Origin of the sequence: Marinicauda sp. Alg238-R41 (assembly GCF_947331485.1) — a bacterium.
Lineage (GTDB): Bacteria > Pseudomonadota > Alphaproteobacteria > Caulobacterales > Maricaulaceae > Marinicauda > Marinicauda pacifica.
On sequence record NZ_CAMZOJ010000001.1, the window covers coordinates 953,185 to 971,987 of the forward strand.

Annotated in this window: 18 protein-coding genes and 1 tRNA gene; 11 read left to right on the forward strand and 8 right to left on the reverse strand. The window is 65.4% G+C overall.

The window, feature by feature from the left end:
- Positions 1-9: 9 nt before the first annotated feature.
- Positions 10-1,986, forward strand: a complete 1,977-nt coding sequence (acs, locus tag PGP17_RS04415) for an acetate--CoA ligase (protein ID WP_270374388.1) — start codon at positions 10-12, stop codon at positions 1,984-1,986.
- 145 nt (positions 1,987-2,131) lie between these two features.
- Here the strand turns inward: acs and PGP17_RS04420 are convergent.
- Together PGP17_RS04420 and cpdR are read right to left on the reverse strand one after the other, a co-directional pair.
- A tRNA-Val gene (locus PGP17_RS04420) sits at positions 2,132-2,208 on the reverse strand.
- Between the two features lie 124 nt (positions 2,209-2,332).
- The gene (gene cpdR / locus PGP17_RS04425) at positions 2,333-2,701 is read right to left on the reverse strand and encodes a cell cycle two-component system response regulator CpdR (RefSeq protein WP_135945267.1); all 369 of its coding nucleotides are present in this window, start codon (positions 2,699-2,701) and stop codon (positions 2,333-2,335) included.
- Positions 2,702-2,842: 141 nt separating this feature from the next.
- On the opposite strand from cpdR, the gene PGP17_RS04430 reads away from it, so the two are divergent.
- The 3 genes from PGP17_RS04430 to hisN all read left to right on the forward strand — a co-directional run bounded on the left by PGP17_RS04430 (position 2,843) and on the right by hisN (position 5,131).
- Positions 2,843-3,712, forward strand: coding sequence for an N-formylglutamate amidohydrolase (locus PGP17_RS04430; protein ID WP_270374389.1), 870 nt, complete (start codon positions 2,843-2,845; stop codon positions 3,710-3,712).
- A gap of 162 nt (positions 3,713-3,874) precedes the next feature.
- Positions 3,875-4,273 carry a helix-turn-helix domain-containing protein gene (locus tag PGP17_RS04435; protein ID WP_135945265.1) on the forward strand — a complete coding sequence of 133 codons (399 nt, stop codon included), beginning with the start codon at positions 3,875-3,877 and terminating at the stop codon, positions 4,271-4,273.
- Between the two features lie 45 nt (positions 4,274-4,318).
- On the forward strand, positions 4,319-5,131 hold the full coding sequence (hisN, locus tag PGP17_RS04440; RefSeq protein ID WP_135945264.1) for a histidinol-phosphatase: 813 nt from the start codon (positions 4,319-4,321) through the stop codon (positions 5,129-5,131).
- 22 nt (positions 5,132-5,153) lie between these two features.
- Here hisN and PGP17_RS04445 read toward each other — a convergent pair whose 3' ends face one another.
- Positions 5,154-6,206, reverse strand: coding sequence for a class I SAM-dependent methyltransferase (locus PGP17_RS04445; protein ID WP_270374390.1), 1,053 nt, complete (start codon positions 6,204-6,206; stop codon positions 5,154-5,156).
- 191 nt (positions 6,207-6,397) lie between these two features.
- On the opposite strand from PGP17_RS04445, the gene PGP17_RS04450 reads away from it, so the two are divergent.
- Positions 6,398-6,874, forward strand: coding sequence for an Hsp20 family protein (locus PGP17_RS04450; protein ID WP_135945263.1), 477 nt, complete (start codon positions 6,398-6,400; stop codon positions 6,872-6,874).
- Positions 6,875-6,999: 125 nt separating this feature from the next.
- Here the strand turns inward: PGP17_RS04450 and PGP17_RS04455 are convergent, their stop codons facing one another.
- From PGP17_RS04455 to gpmA, 4 genes are all read right to left on the reverse strand, one after another.
- Positions 7,000-9,084 carry an NAD(+) synthase gene (locus PGP17_RS04455; protein ID WP_270374391.1) on the reverse strand — a complete coding sequence of 695 codons (2,085 nt, stop codon included), beginning with the start codon at positions 9,082-9,084 and terminating at the stop codon, positions 7,000-7,002.
- Between the two features lie 96 nt (positions 9,085-9,180).
- Positions 9,181-10,482 (reverse strand): pentapeptide repeat-containing protein, encoded by a 1,302-nt coding sequence (locus PGP17_RS04460; RefSeq protein ID WP_135945261.1) that lies wholly within the window; start codon positions 10,480-10,482, stop codon positions 9,181-9,183.
- A 68-nt stretch (positions 10,483-10,550) separates the two neighbouring features.
- Positions 10,551-11,156, reverse strand: a complete 606-nt coding sequence (ribD, locus tag PGP17_RS04465) for a bifunctional diaminohydroxyphosphoribosylaminopyrimidine deaminase/5-amino-6-(5-phosphoribosylamino)uracil reductase RibD (protein WP_270374392.1) — start codon at positions 11,154-11,156, stop codon at positions 10,551-10,553.
- Complete coding sequence (gene gpmA / locus PGP17_RS04470; protein ID WP_270374393.1) at positions 11,153-11,872, reverse strand: 2,3-diphosphoglycerate-dependent phosphoglycerate mutase; 720 nt, start codon at positions 11,870-11,872, stop codon at positions 11,153-11,155. Before gpmA ends, ribD begins: the two co-directional genes overlap by 4 nt.
- 191 nt (positions 11,873-12,063) lie before the next feature.
- Between gpmA and PGP17_RS04475 the strand changes: the two genes are divergently transcribed.
- The 6 genes from PGP17_RS04475 (at position 12,064) to galU (ending at position 18,072) form a co-directional block, all read left to right on the forward strand.
- On the forward strand, positions 12,064-13,032 hold the full coding sequence (locus PGP17_RS04475; RefSeq protein WP_442915134.1) for a KpsF/GutQ family sugar-phosphate isomerase: 969 nt from the start codon (positions 12,064-12,066) through the stop codon (positions 13,030-13,032).
- Positions 13,032-13,607 (forward strand): hypothetical protein, encoded by a 576-nt coding sequence (locus PGP17_RS04480; protein ID WP_270374395.1) that lies wholly within the window; start codon positions 13,032-13,034, stop codon positions 13,605-13,607. The genes PGP17_RS04475 and PGP17_RS04480 overlap by 1 nt, the downstream gene beginning before the upstream one ends.
- Positions 13,608-13,636: 29 nt before the next feature.
- A complete protein-coding gene (locus tag PGP17_RS04485; protein WP_270374396.1) occupies positions 13,637-13,987 on the forward strand; it encodes a hypothetical protein in 351 nt (116 codons plus the stop codon).
- A 101-nt stretch (positions 13,988-14,088) separates the two neighbouring features.
- Positions 14,089-15,597, forward strand: coding sequence for a phosphomannomutase/phosphoglucomutase (locus PGP17_RS04490; protein ID WP_270374397.1), 1,509 nt, complete (start codon positions 14,089-14,091; stop codon positions 15,595-15,597).
- Between the two features lie 133 nt (positions 15,598-15,730).
- On the forward strand, positions 15,731-17,044 hold the full coding sequence (locus PGP17_RS04495) for a UDP-glucose dehydrogenase family protein (protein ID WP_270374398.1): 1,314 nt from the start codon (positions 15,731-15,733) through the stop codon (positions 17,042-17,044).
- A 149-nt stretch (positions 17,045-17,193) separates the two neighbouring features.
- Positions 17,194-18,072 (forward strand): UTP--glucose-1-phosphate uridylyltransferase GalU, encoded by an 879-nt coding sequence (gene galU / locus PGP17_RS04500; RefSeq protein ID WP_270374399.1) that lies wholly within the window; start codon positions 17,194-17,196, stop codon positions 18,070-18,072.
- On the opposite strand, the gene PGP17_RS04505 is transcribed toward galU, so the two are convergent.
- Positions 18,069-18,803 carry a VTT domain-containing protein gene (locus PGP17_RS04505; protein ID WP_270374400.1) on the reverse strand — a complete coding sequence of 245 codons (735 nt, stop codon included), beginning with the start codon at positions 18,801-18,803 and terminating at the stop codon, positions 18,069-18,071. The genes galU and PGP17_RS04505 overlap by 4 nt on opposite strands.

Below are 18,803 nucleotides of genomic sequence, written 5' to 3' on the forward strand. Positions count from 1 at the left end.
AGCGGCTTTATGGATGCGTCCAGTCCGAAGCCGGCCAGTGCCCCCTCCCTGGTGCCTGTGTCCGACATCTATGTGCGCGATCACGCCCGTGTCACGCGGGAGGTCTACGAAGCCCGCTACCGGCGCTCGATCGAGGATCCGGACGGGTTCTGGCGCGAGGAGCTCGGCCGGCTGGACTGGATCAGAACGCCGCAGACAATCAGCGAGGTCGACTGGGACCCGGACAGCCTCTCCATCAAATGGTTCGAGGACGGTGTCCTCAATGTCTCCTACAACTGCCTTGACCGGCATCTGGAGAGCCGGGGCAGCGATGTCGCGCTGATCTGGGAGGGCGACAATCCCGGCTTCCACCATTCGTTGACCTACGCCCAACTGCACAACCATGTCTGCCGGTTTGCCAACGAACTCAAGGCGATCGGCGTGCGCAAGGGCGACCGTGTCACGCTCTACATGCCGATGATCCCCGAGGCGCTCTATGCCATGCTGGCCTGCACGCGGATCGGCGCGGTCCACTCCGTGGTGTTCGGCGGCTTCTCGCCCGAGGCGCTGGCCGGCCGGATCACCGATTGCCGCAGCGAATTCGTGGTCACGGCCGACCAGGGCGTGCGCGGGGGCAAGCCGATCGCGCTGAAGGAAAACGTCGACAAGGCGCTGGAGATCGCTTCGGGGGTGCGCGCCGTGCTGTGCGTGCGCCATACCGGGGCCGGTGTGCCCTGGGTCACGGGGCGCGATCACTGGCATCACGATCTGGCCCTTGAGGTCGATGCGCGGTGCGACCCGGAGCCGATGAAGGCCGAAGACCCGCTCTTCATTCTTTACACGTCCGGTTCGACCGGAAAGCCCAAGGGCGTGCTGCACACGACTGGCGGCTATCTGCTTTGGGCCGCGCTGACCTTCGATACCGTGTTCGAGATGAAGCGCGGGGAGGTGTTCTGGTGCAGCGCCGATATCGGCTGGGTCACCGGCCACACCTATCTTGCTTACGGCCCGCTCGCCAACGGCGCGACGACGCTGATGTTCGAAGGCGTCCCGACCTGGCCGGGCCCGGACCGCTTCTGGCGCATCGTGGCGAAACACAAGGTCAGCGTGCTCTATACCGCGCCGACCGCGCTGCGCGCCCTGATGCGCGAAGGCGACGAACCGGTGAAGAGACACGACCGCTCCTCGCTGCGCCTTCTGGGCACGGTGGGCGAACCGATCAATCCCGAGGCCTGGCGCTGGTATCACGAGGTGGTCGGCGAGGGGCGCTGTCCGATCGTCGACACCTGGTGGCAGACCGAGACCGGAGGCTGCCTGATCACGCCGCTGCCCGGCGCGCACGATCTGAAGCCGGGCGCGGCGAGCTTTCCCATGTTCGGGATCGAGCCGGCCCTGGTCGATGCGGACGGTAATTTCGTGGAGGGCGAGGGCGACATTTCCGGCAATCTGGTCCTGAAATCGAGCTGGCCCGGCCAGATGCGCACCGTCTACGGCGATCACGAACGCTTCGCGGAAACCTATTTTACCGCCTATCGCGGGCTCTATTTCACCGGCGACGGCGCGCGCCGCGATGCGGACGGTTACTGGTGGATCACCGGCCGTGTCGATGACGTGCTGAACGTGTCCGGCCACAGGCTGGGCACCGCGGAGATCGAGAGCGCGCTGGTGGCTCACCCCCTCGTCGCGGAGGCCGCGGTCGTCGGCTATCCCCACGAGATCAAGGGGCAGGGCGTGTATTGCTATGTCACCCTGAATGCCGGACTGGAGCCGACGTCCCACACCGCCGCCGAGCTTAAATCGCATGTGCGTACCGAGATCGGCCCGGTGGCGAGCCCGGACGTAATCCAGTTCGCGCGCGCTCTGCCCAAGACCCGGTCCGGCAAGATCATGCGGCGTATCCTGCGCAAGATCGCGGAGGGCGAGGTGGACACGCTGGGCGATACCTCGACACTGGCTGATGCCGACGTGGTGGAGAGCCTCATCGAGGGGCGCAGCGCGCTGAACTGAGCACGCCTGCGAGCCGCGCAACGGCGATGTCAGTCACTGGGCCAGCCACCGGGCGGCCGCTTCGATGGCACACGTTCATGCAGCGCCGCACGGCGCTGTATCGCAGCCTGGGCGGCATCTCGCCGGTTATTTCGGGAATTTCGGATGGTGGGCGCGACAAGATTCGAACTTGTGACCCCTACGATGTCAACGTAGTGCTCTAACCAACTGAGCTACGCGCCCCAACCGAAGGGAGCGTTCCTATAACGGGGCCAATTGGCCCTGACAAGGCGCTATGTGAACTTCCCCGGCGTGTGTCATCCGGCGGGTTGCATCCGCCCGGTCCGGCAAGACGGTTCGGGACCGCTCAGGCCGCTTCCATCACGCGGGCGACCTCGTCGACCAGGTCGCGCAGGTGGAAGGGTTTGGACAGAACCTTGGCATCCTTGGGCGCGTTCGAGCCGGCATTGAGGGCCACGGCGGCGAAGCCGGTGATGAACATGATCTTCAGCCCCGGGTCGATTTCGGCGGCGCGGCGCGCCAGTTCGATCCCGTCCACGCCGGGCATCACGATGTCGGTCAGAAGCAGGTCGAAGACGCCGGCCCGGTCGCCAAGGGCCTCGAGGCCTTCTTCCCCGTCTCCAACCGGCTCGACCTCATGACCGGCGCGCTTGAGCGCCTTGGTCAGAAAGTCGCGCATGGAGTGGTCGTCTTCAGCGAGCAGAATGCGGGCCATGCCTGTTCCTCTTGGCGTCGTGTTGCTTGGAGGGAAACATATACCGGCGAGGTAAAATTCCCCTGAACGCGCTGTTAGTTCCGATGAAACCGGTTCAACTATCGTTTGACCCCGGCGGGGTGAGTCTTGAAAGTTAACGCCATGAGCGCTTCGTCCAGCCCTTCGTCATCGTCCAGCAACCCGGTCCGCATCGACAGGCCCCGAGTGCGCAGCTCGCGCTTCGTGTTTGCTTCCCCCCATTCGGGACGCGATTACACGGCCGATTTCCTGGCGCGCGCCGCGCTGCCGGTCTCCCTGCTGCGCCGTTCGGAAGACGCCTATCTCGACCAGCTGTTCGAGGCGGTGCCCCGGTACGGCGCCTCGCTGGTGGCCGCGACCTTTCCGCGCGCCTTCGTCGATCCCAACCGGGCACGATGGGAGCTCGATCCTGCAATGTTCGACCGCAGGCTGCCCTCCGAGGCCGGACCTGTCACCGCGCGCGCCGCAGCGGGCCTCGGCGTGGTGCCTCGCCTGGCAGCGGACGGGCGGGCCATCTATGCCGGCCGTATCTCGCTTGACGAGGCGCTGGAGCGCGTACGCCGGCACTACGATCCCTATCACGCCGCGCTGAAGCAGGAGATCGCGATCGTGCGCGACCAGTTCGGCGAGGCGGTTGTGATCGATTGCCATTCCATGCCCTCGGGCAGTGCGCGCGGCGCCGATATTGTGCTGGGAGACCGGTTTGGCGTCTCCTGCGCGCCGGGCCTGGTCGAACACGCCGAGCAGGCCTTCCGCCGGGTCGGGCTCGGCGTCGTGCGAAACCGGCCCTATGCCGGCGGGTATACGACCGAATATTACGGGCGGCCGGACGCAGGCGTTCACGTGTTGCAGGTCGAGATCAATCGCGCGCTCTATCTGGACGAATCGCGTGTCGAGCGATCTGCGAAGTGGCCCCGTTTGGCCGCGGCGCTGGACAAGTGGGCGCAGGACATTATGAGCTATGGCGAGGCGACACGTGCCGCTGCGGAATAGGCGCCGATGACGAAGTTCCGATTCAGCGTACTGTGGAATTTCAATTCCAAAAGACGCGCAGGGCGTGTATGTCTGATGTAAATTGTCAATTGATGACCGTCTGTCGCACCGGGGGGAAGACAGAATTAGAGCCAGTCGTCTAATCGTGAGGGAAACCGGCCTATGACCAACGAGATCGACCATCATGTAGGCAAGCGCCTGCGCCGCCGCCGGCGCCTGCTGGGGCTTACCCAGTCCCAACTTGCCGATGCGGTGGGCATCAGATTCCAGCAAGTGCAGAAATACGAGTGCGGCGCCAATCGCGTCAGCGCCAGCCGCCTGTTCGAACTCGCTGAAGCGCTCGACGTGCCGGTGCAGTATTTCTATGAAGGCATCGAGGGGCGCGGTCCTGCTGCAGTGCCGCAGGAGGACTCGCTGGAGCCTGACATTCTGTCGAAGAAGGAAACGGTCGACCTGGTGCGCGCCTATTACCGTCTCAAGGAGCGTCCGCGCCGCCGTCTGCTGGATCTGGCCCGTTCGCTCGATCCGAGCGAACGCTCGGCCGACAGCGACGTGGCGTGAGGCCTTCGCATCCCGGATCTCCGGGACGCGCAAGAGCCGGTCTGAATGTCCCTGGATTCTCTTAAAGCCGATCTCGTCTTTGCCGAAGATCTTGCCGAGGCCGCGCGCGACTGTGCGCGGTCTCGTTTTCGTGCCGGCCTGCAGGCCGACAACAAGGATGCGGGCGGCTTCGATCCCGTGACCGAAGCGGACCGGGCCATCGAGGCCCGGCTTCGGGCCCTGATCGAGAACCGCTACCCGATGGACGCTGTGCTGGGCGAGGAGGGCGGCCACACGCAAGGCACGAGCGGGCGGACCTGGGTTCTCGACCCGATCGATGGCACGCGCGCCTTCATTGCCGGGGTGCCGACCTGGACGGTGCTGATCTCGCTGACGACGCAGGACCACGGTCCGGTGCTGTCGGTGATCGACCAGCCCCATATTGGCGAGCGTTTCTGCGCGATTGCCCATGACGGCCATCTTCAGGCCGAGCTGGTGCACGAGGCGCGCCGCCGCGCACTGACCACGCGCTCGACAAAGCATCTCAAGGACGCGCTGGCCGCGACGACCGATCCGTACCTGTTCAAGGGCGCGGAAGCGGACGCGTTCGAGGCGGTCCGCGGCCGGGTGCGCCTGATGCGCTTCGGCCTGGATGCCTATGCCTATGCGATGATCGCTGCGGGCGGTCTGGACCTGGTCGTGGAGAGCGAGTTGCAGCCCTGGGATATAGCGGCTCTGGTGCCGGTGGTGCGCGGAGCCGGAGGCGTCGTGACCGACTGGCGCGGCCGCGACACGTTCGAGACCGGCCAGGTCGTTGCCGCGGCCACCGCGGCGCTGCACCGCGAAGCGCTGGACGTGCTGCGCCCCGCCGCCCGGTAGGCGACGGGGCCGGGCACGGGCGTCAGCCTTCGGTGTCTTCGCCGTTTTCGCCGGTGTCGCTGTCGTCTTCGACCGACTCGCTCGACCCGTCCGCGGCCTCATCGCCGGCCGCCGGCTTCACGAAGCGCAGCGTCATGCGGTCCGATTCCCCGATGCTCGTGTAATAGTCTGGATCGAAATCCTCGCCTGCATCCTCGCCGATGCGCGAGACCGGAGGCAGGGTCCAGACGCCGAACGGGTGGTCGGCGGCATCGGCCGGGTTGGCGTTGATCTCGCTGGCTTCAACCAGTTCGAAGCCGGCCTCCTGCGCCAGCGCGACGACATAGTCTTCCTGAACATAGCCGCTGGCCGCACGCGGATCCTGCTCGCGGCTCGCGGGCAGGCGGTGCTCGACCACACCCAGCACGCCGCCGGGCGCCAGCACCTCGTAGAAATCGGCAAAGGCCTTCTCCGCAAAGCCCCGCGACATCCAGTTGTGCACGTTGCGGAAGGTGAGGACGGCGTCGGCGCTGCCGGGCGCCAGGATAGGTCCGGTTTCCGGGCCGAACTCGGTCATCTCGACCTCGCCGTAGCGCGGGTCGGAGAAGCGCTCGACATAATTGTCGCGGAAGGCGATCAGGCGCTCCTCACCGGCGGTCGGGAAGTAGGCGGCGACGTAGCGTCCCTCGTTCGCGGCGATCCACGGGGCCAGCACCTGGGTGTACCAGCCGGCGCCCGGCCAGATCTCGACGATGGTGCCGGACGGATCGATGTCAAGAAACTCGATTGTTTCCTGAGGATTGCGCCACTCGTCGCGCTCTGTCTGATCGCCGCGCCAGTCGCCTTCGACCGCCCAGGCGAGCGAGCCGTAGGGGGCCTGTTCCAGCAGGCCGGCCTCGGCTTCGGTCTCCTCCCCGGCCTCGCCGTTGGCGGCGCCTTCCGCACCCTCGGCGGGCGCAGCCGTCTCTTCGTCCGAGGTTTCGGGCATGGTGTCGTCCTGGCCGCCGCAGGCAGCGAGCAGGGTGCAGAGGGCGAGGGTGCAAACTGAATAGCGCATTGAAAATCCCATACCAGAGCTGGAAAGCAAGACCCGCATCAAGCCGTGTCCTTGCCTGAAAAATCAAGGGTGTTGACCGGTTTTTGCCCGGCCCTCTTGCACAGGCGGAAATCGTTACCCAAATATTTTGGCGAAGACCGCCTCATGGGGTCTTCGCCTACCACCCGGCCGGTGCCGCCTCATGCGGGCCGGCTTCACATCAACGTTGATCGCTCACTGGAGGATCTAGAATGCGTACTGTGGACTTTTCCCCGCTTTACCGGACGATTGTCGGTTTCGACCGTCTGGCCAACATGATGGATACCGCGTCCAAGCTGGAAGGCGGGTCCGGATACCCCCCGTATAACATCGAGCAGACCGACGAGAACGAGTTCCGCATCGAACTCGCTGTCGCCGGTTTCTCCGAAGACGATCTCGAGCTTGAGGTTCAGGAAAACGTGCTGACCGTGGCCGGAAAGCGCGACCGCGCCGACGAAGACACGTCGCGCACCTTCCTGCATCGCGGCATTGCCGAGCGCGGGTTCGAACGCCGCTTCCATCTCGCCGACCATGTTCAGGTCCGCGATGCGGAGCTGAAGCACGGCATGCTGACCGTGCGCCTTGAGCGTGAGGTCCCTGAAGCCAAGAAGCCGCGCCAGATTGCCATTAACGGGCAGTCGAAATCCGGCGCGAAGCTGATCCAGGGCGGCAAGAAGTCGGCCGCCTGATCGGCTGAGAGCCCGGTCCGGCACCGCGGGTCTCCCCTGCTCGCCAGAGTGCCGGACACCGGCTCTTGCTTTCTCAAGACAGGCAGTATGAAGCGCGTCCGCACCCCCCTTGCGGACGCGCTTTTCTATGAGGCGCCCGATGATGAGGACGCGGGCAGGTCCAGCTCGCAGCGCAGCGCGGCCAGCTCGTCCATCCAGACCCTCGCCGAGCTGTCGGACGGCATGCGCCAGTCTCCGCGCGGAGACAATGCCCCGGCCGAGGTGACCTTAGGCCCGTTGGGCATGGCGGAACGTTTGAACTGCGAGGTCTGGAAAAAGCGCCAGCAGAAGACTTCGAGCCAGCGAACGATTTCCTCCAGCGTGTACTCGCCCTGCTTGTCGATCGCGATGTGGGAGGGCCAGTCGCCGCGTGTGCGGTCGCTCCACGCGCGTTCGGCCAGGAAGGCGATCTTCGCCGGCCCGAGACCGAAACGCATGGCGTGGTGCAGGTTGAAGTCCTGCAGCGAATACGGTCCGATCGTGCTTTCGGTGCTTTGCAGCGGCTCGTCGGCCGCCGAAGGAATGAGCTCCGGAGAGATTTCGGTTTCCAGAATGGCGTTGAGCGTTTTTGAAACGGGCGCGCCGAACTCCTCGCGCCGGGCGACCCATGCGATGAGGTGCTGGATCAGCGTCTTGGCCACGGCCGCGTTGACGTTGTAGTGGGCCATCTGGTCGCCGACGCCATAGGTGCACCAGCCCAGCGCCAGCTCCGACAGGTCGCCCGTGCCCACGACCAGGCCGTCATGGTGATTGGCCAAGCGGAAAAGATAGTCGGTGCGCAGCCCGGCCTGGACGTTTTCGAATGTCCGGTCGTACTGCGCCTTGCCTTCGGAATAGGGGTGGTCGAGATCCTCCAGCATGCGTTCGGCGGCCGGGCGGATATCGATGCTCTTGTGCGTGACGCCCAGACCCTCGATCAGCGCCGTGGCGTTACCGGCCGTCTTGTCGCTGGTGGCAAAGCCGGGCAGCGACACGGCCAGGATATTGGCGCGGTCCAGCCTCAGCCGGTCGAAAGCGCGGGTCGTGACGATCAGCGCCTGTGTGGAATCCAGCCCGCCTGACACGCCGATGACGGCGGTCTTGATACCGGTCGAACGCAGGCGCTGGGCGAGACCCTGGACCTGGATGTTGTAGGCCTCGAAGCAATCCTCATCGAGACGGGCGGCGTCGTTCGGCACGAAAGGAAAGCGGTCGATGGCGCGCTCGGTCGGGATGGGCGTGTCCAGCGGCAGGTCGAGTGCAAATCGCACCCGACGAAAATCGCGCAGGCGTTCGGCGGCGCGCGCGGCGGTGTCGCGATAGGTCGCAAAGCGGATGCGGTCCTGCTCTATGCGCTCCAGATCGATATCGGTGAACAGCTCGGTTCCGTCGGGATTGAACCGGTCGCTTTGCGCCAGGGACTGGCCGAGCTCATGTACTGTCAGCTGCCCGTCCCAGGCCAGGTCGGTCGTGCTCTCGCCGACGCCCGCAGCCGCGAATGCGTAGGCGCCCAGGCACCGGAAAGACTGCACCTGGCAAAGCTGCGCGCGCTCTCGCGCCTTGCCGATCGTGACATTGGAGGCCGACAGATTGGTCATGAGGGTCGCGCCGGCCAAGGCGCCATCGAGGCTCGGCGGGTTTGGCGCCCACAAGTCCTCGCAGATCTCCACATGGACGCGAAGCTCGGGCAGGTCCTCGGCCTCGAACAGCAGGCGTGCGCCAAATTCGGTTTCCTGACCGGCGTAACGCACGCTTTCGACCAGGGCGCCCGGCGCCTCGGCAAACCAGCGCTGCTCGTAATACTCGCGGTAGTTGGGCAGATAGCTTTTCGGGACGATCCCCAGAAGGCGGCCGCGGTGAATCACCAGCGCGCAGTTATAAAGCTGGCTGTGAACACGGACCGCGGTGCCCACGAGCAGGAGCGGGCGCCAGGCCTTGCTCTGCTCGATCAGGTCACGGGTGGCGGCCTCGGCCGCGTCCAGGATCGGATTTTGATGATGCAGGTCGTCGAGCGAATAGCCGGTAATGCAAAGCTCGGGAAACAGCGCGACCGCCGCATGGCGCTCGTGCGCGTGCCGGGCGAGATCGGCGATGCGCTCCACATTCACAGCGGGCTGCGCGAGTGCGACCGGCGGGGCGAAGGCCGCGATACGGGCCATGCGGTGACGGTAGATATTGTCGAAAACGGACATGAAGCAGGGCCACTCTTGAGCTAAGCGCCTACTCCTACCGCGAAACTTCTTTTGCTCAAAGTGAGGATTATTGCTCGTGCCCGTCCGGCGTGCGGGTCAGGCCACCGAACCGCGCGTGCCCGCGGCGCCATTGCGCGCCCGGGCCCGGAAATCGGCGGGCATCAGGGCATCTTCCAGGCACGCCTCGGTAAGGTTGGACTGGGTCAGGTTCGCGCCGTGCATGTTGGCATGGGAAAAGTCGGCTTGAACAGCATTGATGTGGCGCAGATCCGCGCGCGAGAGGTCGGCATAGCGCAGGACTGCCCTCTCCAGAGAGGCAGGATGGATGCGGTCATTGGGCAGAAGCAGCGGGCCGAGCTGGGCTTCGCGCAGGTCGGCATTGTTCAGCCGGGCATTGGTCAGGTCGGCACCGCGAAGGTCTGCGCCGCGCAGGCACGCCATGCGCAGGTCGGAGCCGGCCAGCTTGGCGCCTTGCAGGGCCGCGCCTTCCAGATCGATGCCGTAAAGGACCGCGTCCTTGGCCTGAAGCGCGGTGAGATTGCGGCGCGCAAGGCTCTTCAGGCCGCGCAGGTCGCAGCCATTGAAGATGGAGGGTTTGCCCTGCTTGCCCTCAGTCTCGCACCACAGGGCATGTTCCTTGAGAAGCTGGGCGGTCTCCTCCACGTCGGCGCCCGGGGCTGGGCCGGTCGGCGCGTCGGTGAGCGCGCCCTCGGTATTCATGCCCTGCTTCTGGCACATCGTCATATTGACGCCGATGAGCACGCTATTGGAGAGGTCCGCACCGCTGAGGTCGGAGCCAGACAGGTCCGCGCCTTCCAGATTGGCGCCGGGGAAACGTGCGCCGCGCAGGTTCGCGCGCTGCATGCGCGCGCCGATCAGCACGGCATCGGAGAAGTCCGCGCGCTGCGCGATTGCGCCGGTCATCTTCGAGTTGGACAGATTGGCGCCGGAGAAATTGGCTTCGGCCACTTCGCCAGGGCGCTGTTCGTGCCGGATCACGGCGAGGCCTTTTTCCCGATCGACCTGGGCAATGGCGCCTTCGCGCATATCGGCCTGATAGAGGTCTGCGCCGGTCAGGTTCGCCCCGCGCAGGACCGCGCCGCGCATGTCGGCCCGGCGCAGGATGGCCCCCGACAGGTTGGCCCGGCGCATGTCGGCCGCAAACAGGTTCGTGCTGGACAGGTTGGCCTGGGAGAAGTTGGCGGCATGCATGATGGCGCCGGAAAAGTCGGCATCGGTGAGGTTGCGTCCCGACAGGTCGAGGCCCTGAAGCACCTTGTAGGCAAAGTTCGCGCGAGCACCGCCCATCTCGCCGGCGAGCAGACGCTCATGGCGATCACAGGCCAGGGTCACCGCCTCCTGGCTCAAGCGTTCGTAGGTGATGCCTTTGCCCATCATGTCGGTCCGCGCCTGTCTCTGGCCGGTACATAACAGGCCAGTCTTTCGTGTACTTTACGCGCGAGGCTTTAACGCGGTGTTTCCGGGCCTGTCAGGCGTACGCGGTTCGCACCCGCTTGCCCCAGGCGCAACAGCGCCTCATCCAGGCTCTCGCCGGCTTGAAACGAAACCTCGGCGTCGAACAGGGCCGGGCGCTGATCATGAAGGGCCAGCGGCCGTCCGGTCTTCAAACGCGAGAAGAAGCCCGCATGATGGGCGCGCGCCCGTGACTCTCTGACCCCGCTCACGACCGTGATTCCGGCTTGCTGGAGCCGCGCGATTCCCTCCCCGGCCACGCGTGTATCGTCATCGGTGACAGCAACGAAGACCGTGTCGACCCCGGCCGCGATCAGCGCGTCCGCGCAGGGCGGGGTCTGGCCGTGATGGGCGCACGGCTCCAGCGTGACATAGGCGGTGGCACCGCGGGCCGACGGACCGGCCTGGTCGAGGGCGACGCGCTCGGCGTGAGGACGTCCGCCCGCTTGCGTGGCTCCGGCGCCGACCACCCGGCCATCCTTGACCAGAACGCAGCCCACCGCCGGGTTGGGCGCGGTGTGGCCGAGCGCGGCAAAACCCAGCGCCAGGGCAGCGTCCATGAAGCGCAGATCGCGCGGGGTGAGGCCGGGTGTGCTCACGGGCAGGGGGGAAGATCCCTGGCCCGGCTGTGGTCGAGATACTCCGCGCGGGTCGGGCGCAGACCGTCCAGCTCGATCAGGAGCGGGTTTCCAGTGGGAAATTCAAAGCCGGTGATGGCCTCGTCACTGACCTCGAAAAGCAGTTTGAGCAGGGCCCGCAGCGAATTGCCGTGAGCGGAGACGAGCACGTCAGTGCCGTCCTGAAGACGCGGCGCGATCGTCGTCTCCCAGTAGGGCCGGACACGATCGAGCGTGAGCTTGAGACTTTCAGTGGCAGGAAGCCGCGCCGGGTCGAGATGACTGTAACGCGCATCGTGGACGGGGTGGAACGGGCTGTCTTCGGGCACGCCGGGCGGCGGCACGTCGTAGGAGCGCCGCCAGATCAGCACCTGGTCCTCGCCGTGGCGGGCCGCGGTCTCGGCCTTGTTCAGGCCGGTCAGGGCGCCGTAGTGGCGTTCGTTCAGCTGCCAGTCCTTTTCGACGGGGATCCAGACCCGATCGAGTTCCTCAAGGCCCAGCCAGAGCGTGCGGATCGCACGCTTGAGCAGGCTGGTATAGGCAAAGTGCGGTTCGAACCCGGCAGCGCGCATGAGCTGGCCGCCCTTGCGCGCCTGAGCTTCGCCTTCTTCGGTAAGGTCGACATCGTGCCACCCGGTAAACCGGTTTTCCAGGTTCCACTGGCTTTGGCCATGGCGGGTCAGGACAAGGCGTGTCACGGGAGGTGGCTCCTCAGATATTTTCGAAACTGGCCGCCTGTTTAACCGATACGCGGGGCAATTCCACTCCCGTCCGCGTCCTTCATGACGCTCTAGCAACACGCGTCGCCCGCTGCTAGACGAGCGGATGCCTGCGGCGTCCCGCTTTTGTGAAAACAGCCGGTGAAAGCTCTACCGTGACATCGACCGACCTGACCCATGAGTCCGTTCTGGCTTCCATGCAGCGCACGCTGGATACAGAAATGGCCGGGTTGTCCGCCCTGCGCAGCTCCATCGGCCGGGATGCCAGCGAGATCGTGAGCCTGCTCGCCGGACTGGAAGGCCGGCTGATCTGCGCCGGGGTCGGCAAGTCAGGTCATGTTGCGCGCAAGATGGCGGCGACCTTTGCCTCGACGGGCACGCCGGCCCAGTTCGTGCACCCCTCCGAAGCGAGCCACGGCGATCTGGGCATGATCACGACCCGCGACGCGGTGCTAGCCCTGTCGAAATCGGGAGAAACGCGGGAAATGGGCGATCTCATCGCCTATTGCCGCCGCTTCGGCGTGCCGCTGATCGCGATGACGGCCGGGGCCGACAGCGCGCTGGCGCGCGGCGCCGACCTGGTCTTTCTGATGCCGAACGCCGCCGAGGCGTGCGGGGAAACGCGCGCGCCCACCACGTCGACCACGATGATGATGGCAGCCGGAGACGCGCTCGCGGTGGCGCTGATCGAGGCGCGCGGCTTCACGGCGAACGATTTTGCCCGTTACCACCCCGGCGGTGCGCTCGGCGCAGCACTCGCCTCGGTTGAAGACCTCATGCATGCCGGCGATGAACTGCCGCTGGTCGCGCTCACGGCCTCGATGGGCGACGCGCTGATCGAGATGAGCCAGAAGGGCTTTGGCTGCGTTGGCGTGACCGGCGAGGACGGACGCCTGGCCGGAATCGTGACGGATGGCGATCTGCGCCGCCGCATGGCGCCGGACCTGACCCAGCGCCGGGCCGGGGATGTCATGACGGCCGATCCCATGACCGCCTCGCCCGGCCTGCTCGCCGCCGAGGCGCTGCGCCGCATGACCGCGGGAGACCGCAAGATCACCCAGCTTTTCGTGACCGGCGAGGATGGACGTCCTGTCGGACTCCTCCACATTCACGACCTGCTGCGCGCGGGCGTGTCGTGATGCGGGCGATTTCCTTGCCCGACTGGGCCTTCTATCCGCTGATCCTCCTTGTAACCGCGGGCCTGATTGCTCTCGCCCTCGTGATCCGGCCGGCCGGAACTGCCCCGATCGTGACCGACACGCGGGTCGAGTACCGAGGCGCCTCGCTTGCCGATTTCATCTCCGGTCCAGGCACCTGGGCGAGCTTCATGCCGGATCATCCCGGCAGTCCGGTCGTTCGCACGACCTCGGTCGCTCCGGTCGAAAGTGCCAATTCGGCGGGTATCGGCTTTCTGGTTCCCGAGCCCTTCGAGGCCGCGGTCCGCGGGCGCAGAATTCGTGTCAGCGCAATCGTTCGTCGCACCGATCCCTCCCTTGAATCGCTCGCCCTGGCGTACTTCACGGCGGCTAACGGAGATTCCGGTTGGCGCGAAATTGCCCTCACCGATGAATTCGAGCCGGTCTCGTTCGAATGGTCGGTCCCCCGCGGGGAGGTCAATGGACAGGAGTGGATCGGCATCTGGCCCGATCCCGAAGGCGGCGCGCGCGAAGTCATCATTCGCCAGGTCTCGGTCGAGATGTTGCCGCAAGACTGATGCGCGCGGCTGTCTCCTAAACGCCTCACATGCAGCCACAAGTGGTGTTTTGTCAGTACAAACACAGATGCGCGCCTTGCCGTGCCGACAATCTTGAGTCCACACTTTTCTCGCAAAGGCAGACCGAAGGGGACAGGTCGATGGTATCCTTGCGCTTATCCCTCCTTGAGGGGCAGGTGGACGCGTTCGAAAAAGCGCTCCATGAATTTGTGCAACGGCTGGAACGCGAGTCCGACGATTTCGTCTTTCTGCAGACCGAACGGGCGGGATGCGGAAAGAAGGCGGTATTCGAGATCAGCACGGGGCGGGAGCAAACGCTTACCGATTGCCTCGATCATGTGCAGGGCGCGCTGCACCTGCCCGTTTCCGCACAGAACTAACGTTCAAACGGACTGTTTGCGACCGGGCGCGCGCGAACGCTTGACCGCGTGCGCGTTCGGTGGTTTGCACCTAATCCTGTCATCAAGGGATACACACGATCGTGCGCGCAGACCTGACCCCCAATAGCTGGGAATTTGAGACTGAAGCTCTGGTGAAGCCCACCGGATTTCGCGAATACGATGCGCGCTGGTGGTTCGGCCATCCCGGCTCGGACAAAGCCCCTGAAATCAATCTTTATGGCATCCAGGCGCTGGGGCTCGGCCTCGGCACGCTGATCCATGAGCTGGGCATCGAGCCTCGCATCGTGACCGGCCATGATTTCCGCGGATATTCGCTCGGCGTGAAGCAGGCGCTCGAGGTCGGACTGATGCAGGCGGGCATCGAAGTTCACGATATCGGCCTGGCCCTGTCACCGATGGCCTATTTCGCCCAGTTCGACCTGGACATTCCCGCCGTCGCCATGGTCACGGCGAGCCACAACTCGAATGGCTGGACCGGGGTGAAGATGGGTGTCGAGCGTCCGCTCACCTTCGGGCCGGACGAGATGGGGCGGCTGAAGCAGATCGTCCTGAACGAGGAATTCGAGGCCAGGGGCGGCGGATCCTGCGTGCGCGAAACCGGCGTGTTCGAACGCTACATCGCGGACGTGGCCGGCAAGACCCGGCTGTCACGCCCGATCAAGGTCGTGGCCGCATGCGGAAACGGCACGGCCGGTGCGTTCGCGCCGAAGGCGCTGCGCGCGATGGGCGCGGAAGTCATCGAGCTCGATTGCGAGCTCGATCACACCTTCCCGCGCTATAATCCCAACCCGGAAGACATGAAGATGCTGCACGCCGTGCGCGATGCGGTGCTCGAGCACAAGGCCGATGTGGGCCTGGCGTTCGACGGCGATGGCGACCGGTGCGGTGTCGTCGATAATGAGGGCACCGAGATTTTCGCCGACAAGGTCGGACTGATGCTGGCGCGAGACCTTTCGGCCAGTCATGCCGACGCGGTCTTCGTGGTCGACGTGAAATCGACCGGGCTCTACGCCATCGACCCGGTCCTGAAGGCCAATGGCGCCAGGACCGACTACTGGAAGACCGGCCACTCCTATATCAAGCGGCGCAGCCACGAGCTGGGCGCGCTCGCCGGGTTCGAGAAGTCGGGTCACTTCTTCCTGCGCCCGCCCATTGGCCGAGGCTACGACGACGGCCTGGTGGCGGCGCGTGTCATCCTGGAGATGCTCGACCGGGCCGGGACCAAGACCATGGCCGATCTGCGCCGCGACCTGCCGGTCAGCTACGGCTCGCCGACCATGTCCCCGGCCTGCGCCGACGAGGTGAAATACGATGTGGTCGACCGCATCGTGAGCGCGTTTCAGGCCAAGAAGGAGGCCGGCGAGACAATCGCGGGGCGTGCAATCGAGGACGTGAACACGGTCAACGGGGTCCGGTTCACGCTCAGCGACGGGGCCTGGGGCCTGGTGCGAGCGAGTTCGAACACGCCCAACCTTGTCGTCGTGGTGGAAAGCCCGAACTCGGCCGAGGACGTGAAGGCTGTGTTCCAGGCCATCCAGAGCGAGCTGGCACGTCACGACGAAGTCGGCGAATTCGACCAGACGCTCTGAACTTCCACCCGGTTTCGCAATCGTGTCCGCCTCACCGGCGCAGACGGAGGAAAACAGTTGCACCGCTTCGTTCAAATGGCGTAGCGGTCGATCAGTTGCCGCCAGGCGAAAGCGAACAGACTGGAGTGTGTCCATGCGCGTTGCGATGATCGGAACCGGGTATGTCGGGCTTGTCTCGGGAGCGTGCTTTGCCGATTTTGGCCATCACGTCACCTGCATCGACAAGAACCAAGAAAAGATCGACATGCTGCGCGCAGGCGGGGTGCCGATCTATGAGCCGGGCCTCGATCTGCTCGTCGACCGCAACATGCGCGAGGGCCGGCTGGACTTTGCCACGGACCTGACCGAAGCGGTGCGCGCGGCCGATGTGGTTTTCATCGCCGTTGGAACCCCGTCGCGCCGGGGCGATGGCCACGCCGATCTCAGCTATGTCTATGCCGCGGCAGAAGAGATCGCCAAGGTGATGGACGGGTTCACCGTCGTCGTCACCAAATCCACCGTGCCGGTGGGAACCGGTGACGAGGTCGAAGCGGTGATCCGCAAGGCGAATCCGGACGCCGAATTTGCCGTGGTCTCCAACCCGGAATTCCTGCGCGAAGGCGCGGCGATCGAGGACTTCAAGCGGCCCGACCGCGTGGTCGTGGGCGTGGAGGACGATCGCGCCCGCGAGGTGATGCGCGAGCTCTACCGCCCGCTCTTCCTGAACGAGACCCCGATCCTGTTCACCGAACGGCGCACCTCGGAGCTGATCAAGTACGCGGCAAACGCGTTCCTGGCGATGAAGATTACCTTCATCAACGAGATTTCCGACCTGTGCGAGGCGCTGGGCGCCGACGTGCAACAGGTGGCGCGCGGCATCGGGCTGGATAACCGGATCGGGAAGAAATTTCTTCACGCGGGTCCCGGCTATGGCGGGTCGTGCTTTCCCAAGGACACGGTCGCGCTCAGCCGCACAGCCCAGGAAGCCGGCAGCCCGGTGCGACTGGTCGAGACGACGATCGACATCAACGACAAGCGCAAGGCCGCGATGGCGGAGCGCATCGTCAAGGCGTGCGGCGGCTCTGTCGATGGCAAATCCATCGCGGTGCTCGGCCTGACCTTCAAGCCGAACACCGATGACATGCGCGAAGCGCCGAGCCTGGACATCATCCCGGCGCTGCAGAAGCAGGGCGCGACGATTTCCGCCTACGATCCTGCCGGGACTGTGGAAGCGGAAAAGCACTTCACCAATGTGAAGTTCGCGTCCGGCCCGTATCTGTGCGTGGAAGGTGCCGACGCGCTGGTCTTCATTACCGAATGGAACGAGTTCAGGGCGCTCGACCTTGACCGGGTTCACGATCTCATGCGCGGCAATGTCGTTGTGGACCTGCGCAATATCTACGACACGCGGCAGATGACGGAGTCCGGCTTCGTCTACACCAGTGTCGGACGCGCCGGCCGCTCCTGATCCGCGCCGATCGCCCGGCTCGTTCGCATGCACCGAGCGTCATCCAGGCGGGCCTGCCAAGCCTGTACTTGGCGAGGCGAAACGGCTTATCCTGCTTCAGGTTTCCGGCTGCGGGCGCAGCGGCGTTCAACAGGTAAAAGAGGTCGTGAATGACACGGGTACGCAAGGCCATCATCCCGGTGGCCGGAATGGGCACGCGCGTGCTTCCCGCCACGAAGGTGATCCCCAAGGAACTCCTGCCGGTGTTCGACCGGCCCGCGCTGCAATACGTGATCGACGAGGCGCGCGAAGCCGGGATCGAGCATTTCGTCCTCGTCACCGGGCGCAACAAGGGCGCGATCGAAGACTATTTCGACAGCGCGTACGAACTGGAAGCCGGGCTGGAGGCGAAGAAGAAAACCGCGCTGCTGGACGAACTCAAGGACTTGCTGCCCGAGGCCGGCGCGTTCAGCTTCACCCGCCAACAAGCCCCGCTCGGCCTCGGCCATGCGATCTGGTGCGGGCGCGACATTGTGGGCGACGAGCCTTTCGCCGTGCTCTTGCCCGACATGATCATGGTCAATGACCGGCCTTGCCTGGCCGAGATGGTCGAAGCCTATGACAGGGTCGGCGGCAACCTGGTCTCGGTCGAGGAGGTTCCGGCCGAGGACGTCTCCAAGTACGGCATCATCGAGCCGGGCGAGACCCGGTCCGGTCTGATCGAGATGCGCGGCATGGTGGAAAAACCGGCTCGCGAGGCCGCCCCGTCGCGCTACATGATTTCGGGCCGGTATATCCTTCAGCCGGAAATCTTCCAGTTGCTGGCCTCCCAGGAACCTGGCGCAGGCGGTGAAATCCAGCTCACCGATTCCATGCTGAAGCTGATGAAGACAAGCCCGTTCCACGCCTTCCCCTTCACCGGGCGGACCTACGATACCGGCTCCAAGCTCGGCTATCTGGAAGCCTTTGTCGGCCTGGCGCTGGAAAGCGGCGAGTTTGGCGCGCAGAGCCGCGAGGTCGTCGAGGCCTTGCTCAAGGCACGCCGCTAATTGCGATCCTGACGCGGCCCTGAAATCCCGGGGCCGGCCGGCGCAAGAAGCAGCCAGAGCGCGGCCGAGGTCGCGCCAAGACCGGCCAGCGAGATCCAGAGCGCCGGATTGGCGAGGAGGCTCGTCCAGGCAAAGCCCTCACGCGCGGCGATCGCGATCTGATCGCCGAACACCGCAAACAGGACCGGCCGTACCCAGCCGGTTGCCAGCGTGCCCAGAAGAAGCGCTCGAAGAGAGAAGCCGGACAGTCCGGTCACCATGGCGCAGCCTGCGCTTGGAAGCACCGGGACTAGCCGCAGCACCGCTGTCATCAGGACGGGTCGCCGGCGCGCCCGACGGCTGAGCAGGCGCAGGAAGGCCTGGCGGCGCCGGTCGCGGATGAATTGCGCCAGCGTTCGCGAGGCCCGGCCAGGCGTCTGCCAGCTGATCACGTGCACGATCAGGCCCGCGAGCACCATGGCCGCAAAATAGAGAAGGCCCGCCTGCCATCCGATCACGGCGCTGGTGGCGATCACCGAGACCGTGCCGAATGGCGCCAGCACCAGCTGGGAGGCGAAGAACCAGGCCCCGGCCACGAGGGCAAACACGACAAGCGCGCGTCCCTCCGTTTCCGGCGCGGCCAGGAGGACGAGAAGTGCCTCGCGGTTCAGCGCCGCGGCCAGACCGGCAACCAGGCTGAAACCGATGAAGAGCACGACGCGCAAGGGCGGGAAGGTGAAGCGTGATGACAC

Bases quoted from the DNA above. Each gene is read 5' to 3' on its own strand.
- acs (WP_270374388.1), top strand. From the start codon at position 10: ATGGATGCGTCCAGTCCGAAGCCGGCCAGTGCCCCCTCCCTGGTGCCT.
- cpdR (WP_135945267.1), bottom strand. From the start codon at position 2,701: ATGGCCCGCATTCTGCTCGCTGAAGACGACCACTCCATGCGCGACTTT.
- PGP17_RS04430 (WP_270374389.1), top strand. From the start codon at position 2,843: ATGAGCGCTTCGTCCAGCCCTTCGTCATCGTCCAGCAACCCGGTCCGC.
- PGP17_RS04435 (WP_135945265.1), top strand. From the start codon at position 3,875: ATGACCAACGAGATCGACCATCATGTAGGCAAGCGCCTGCGCCGCCGC.
- hisN (WP_135945264.1), top strand. From the start codon at position 4,319: ATGTCCCTGGATTCTCTTAAAGCCGATCTCGTCTTTGCCGAAGATCTT.
- PGP17_RS04445 (WP_270374390.1), bottom strand. From the start codon at position 6,206: ATGCGGGTCTTGCTTTCCAGCTCTGGTATGGGATTTTCAATGCGCTAT.
- PGP17_RS04450 (WP_135945263.1), top strand. From the start codon at position 6,398: ATGCGTACTGTGGACTTTTCCCCGCTTTACCGGACGATTGTCGGTTTC.
- PGP17_RS04455 (WP_270374391.1), bottom strand. From the start codon at position 9,084: ATGTCCGTTTTCGACAATATCTACCGTCACCGCATGGCCCGTATCGCG.
- PGP17_RS04460 (WP_135945261.1), bottom strand. From the start codon at position 10,482: ATGATGGGCAAAGGCATCACCTACGAACGCTTGAGCCAGGAGGCGGTG.
- PGP17_RS04480 (WP_270374395.1), top strand. From the start codon at position 13,032: ATGCGGGCGATTTCCTTGCCCGACTGGGCCTTCTATCCGCTGATCCTC.
- PGP17_RS04485 (WP_270374396.1), top strand. From the start codon at position 13,637: ATGCAGCCACAAGTGGTGTTTTGTCAGTACAAACACAGATGCGCGCCT.
- PGP17_RS04495 (WP_270374398.1), top strand. From the start codon at position 15,731: ATGCGCGTTGCGATGATCGGAACCGGGTATGTCGGGCTTGTCTCGGGA.
- galU (WP_270374399.1), top strand. From the start codon at position 17,194: ATGACACGGGTACGCAAGGCCATCATCCCGGTGGCCGGAATGGGCACG.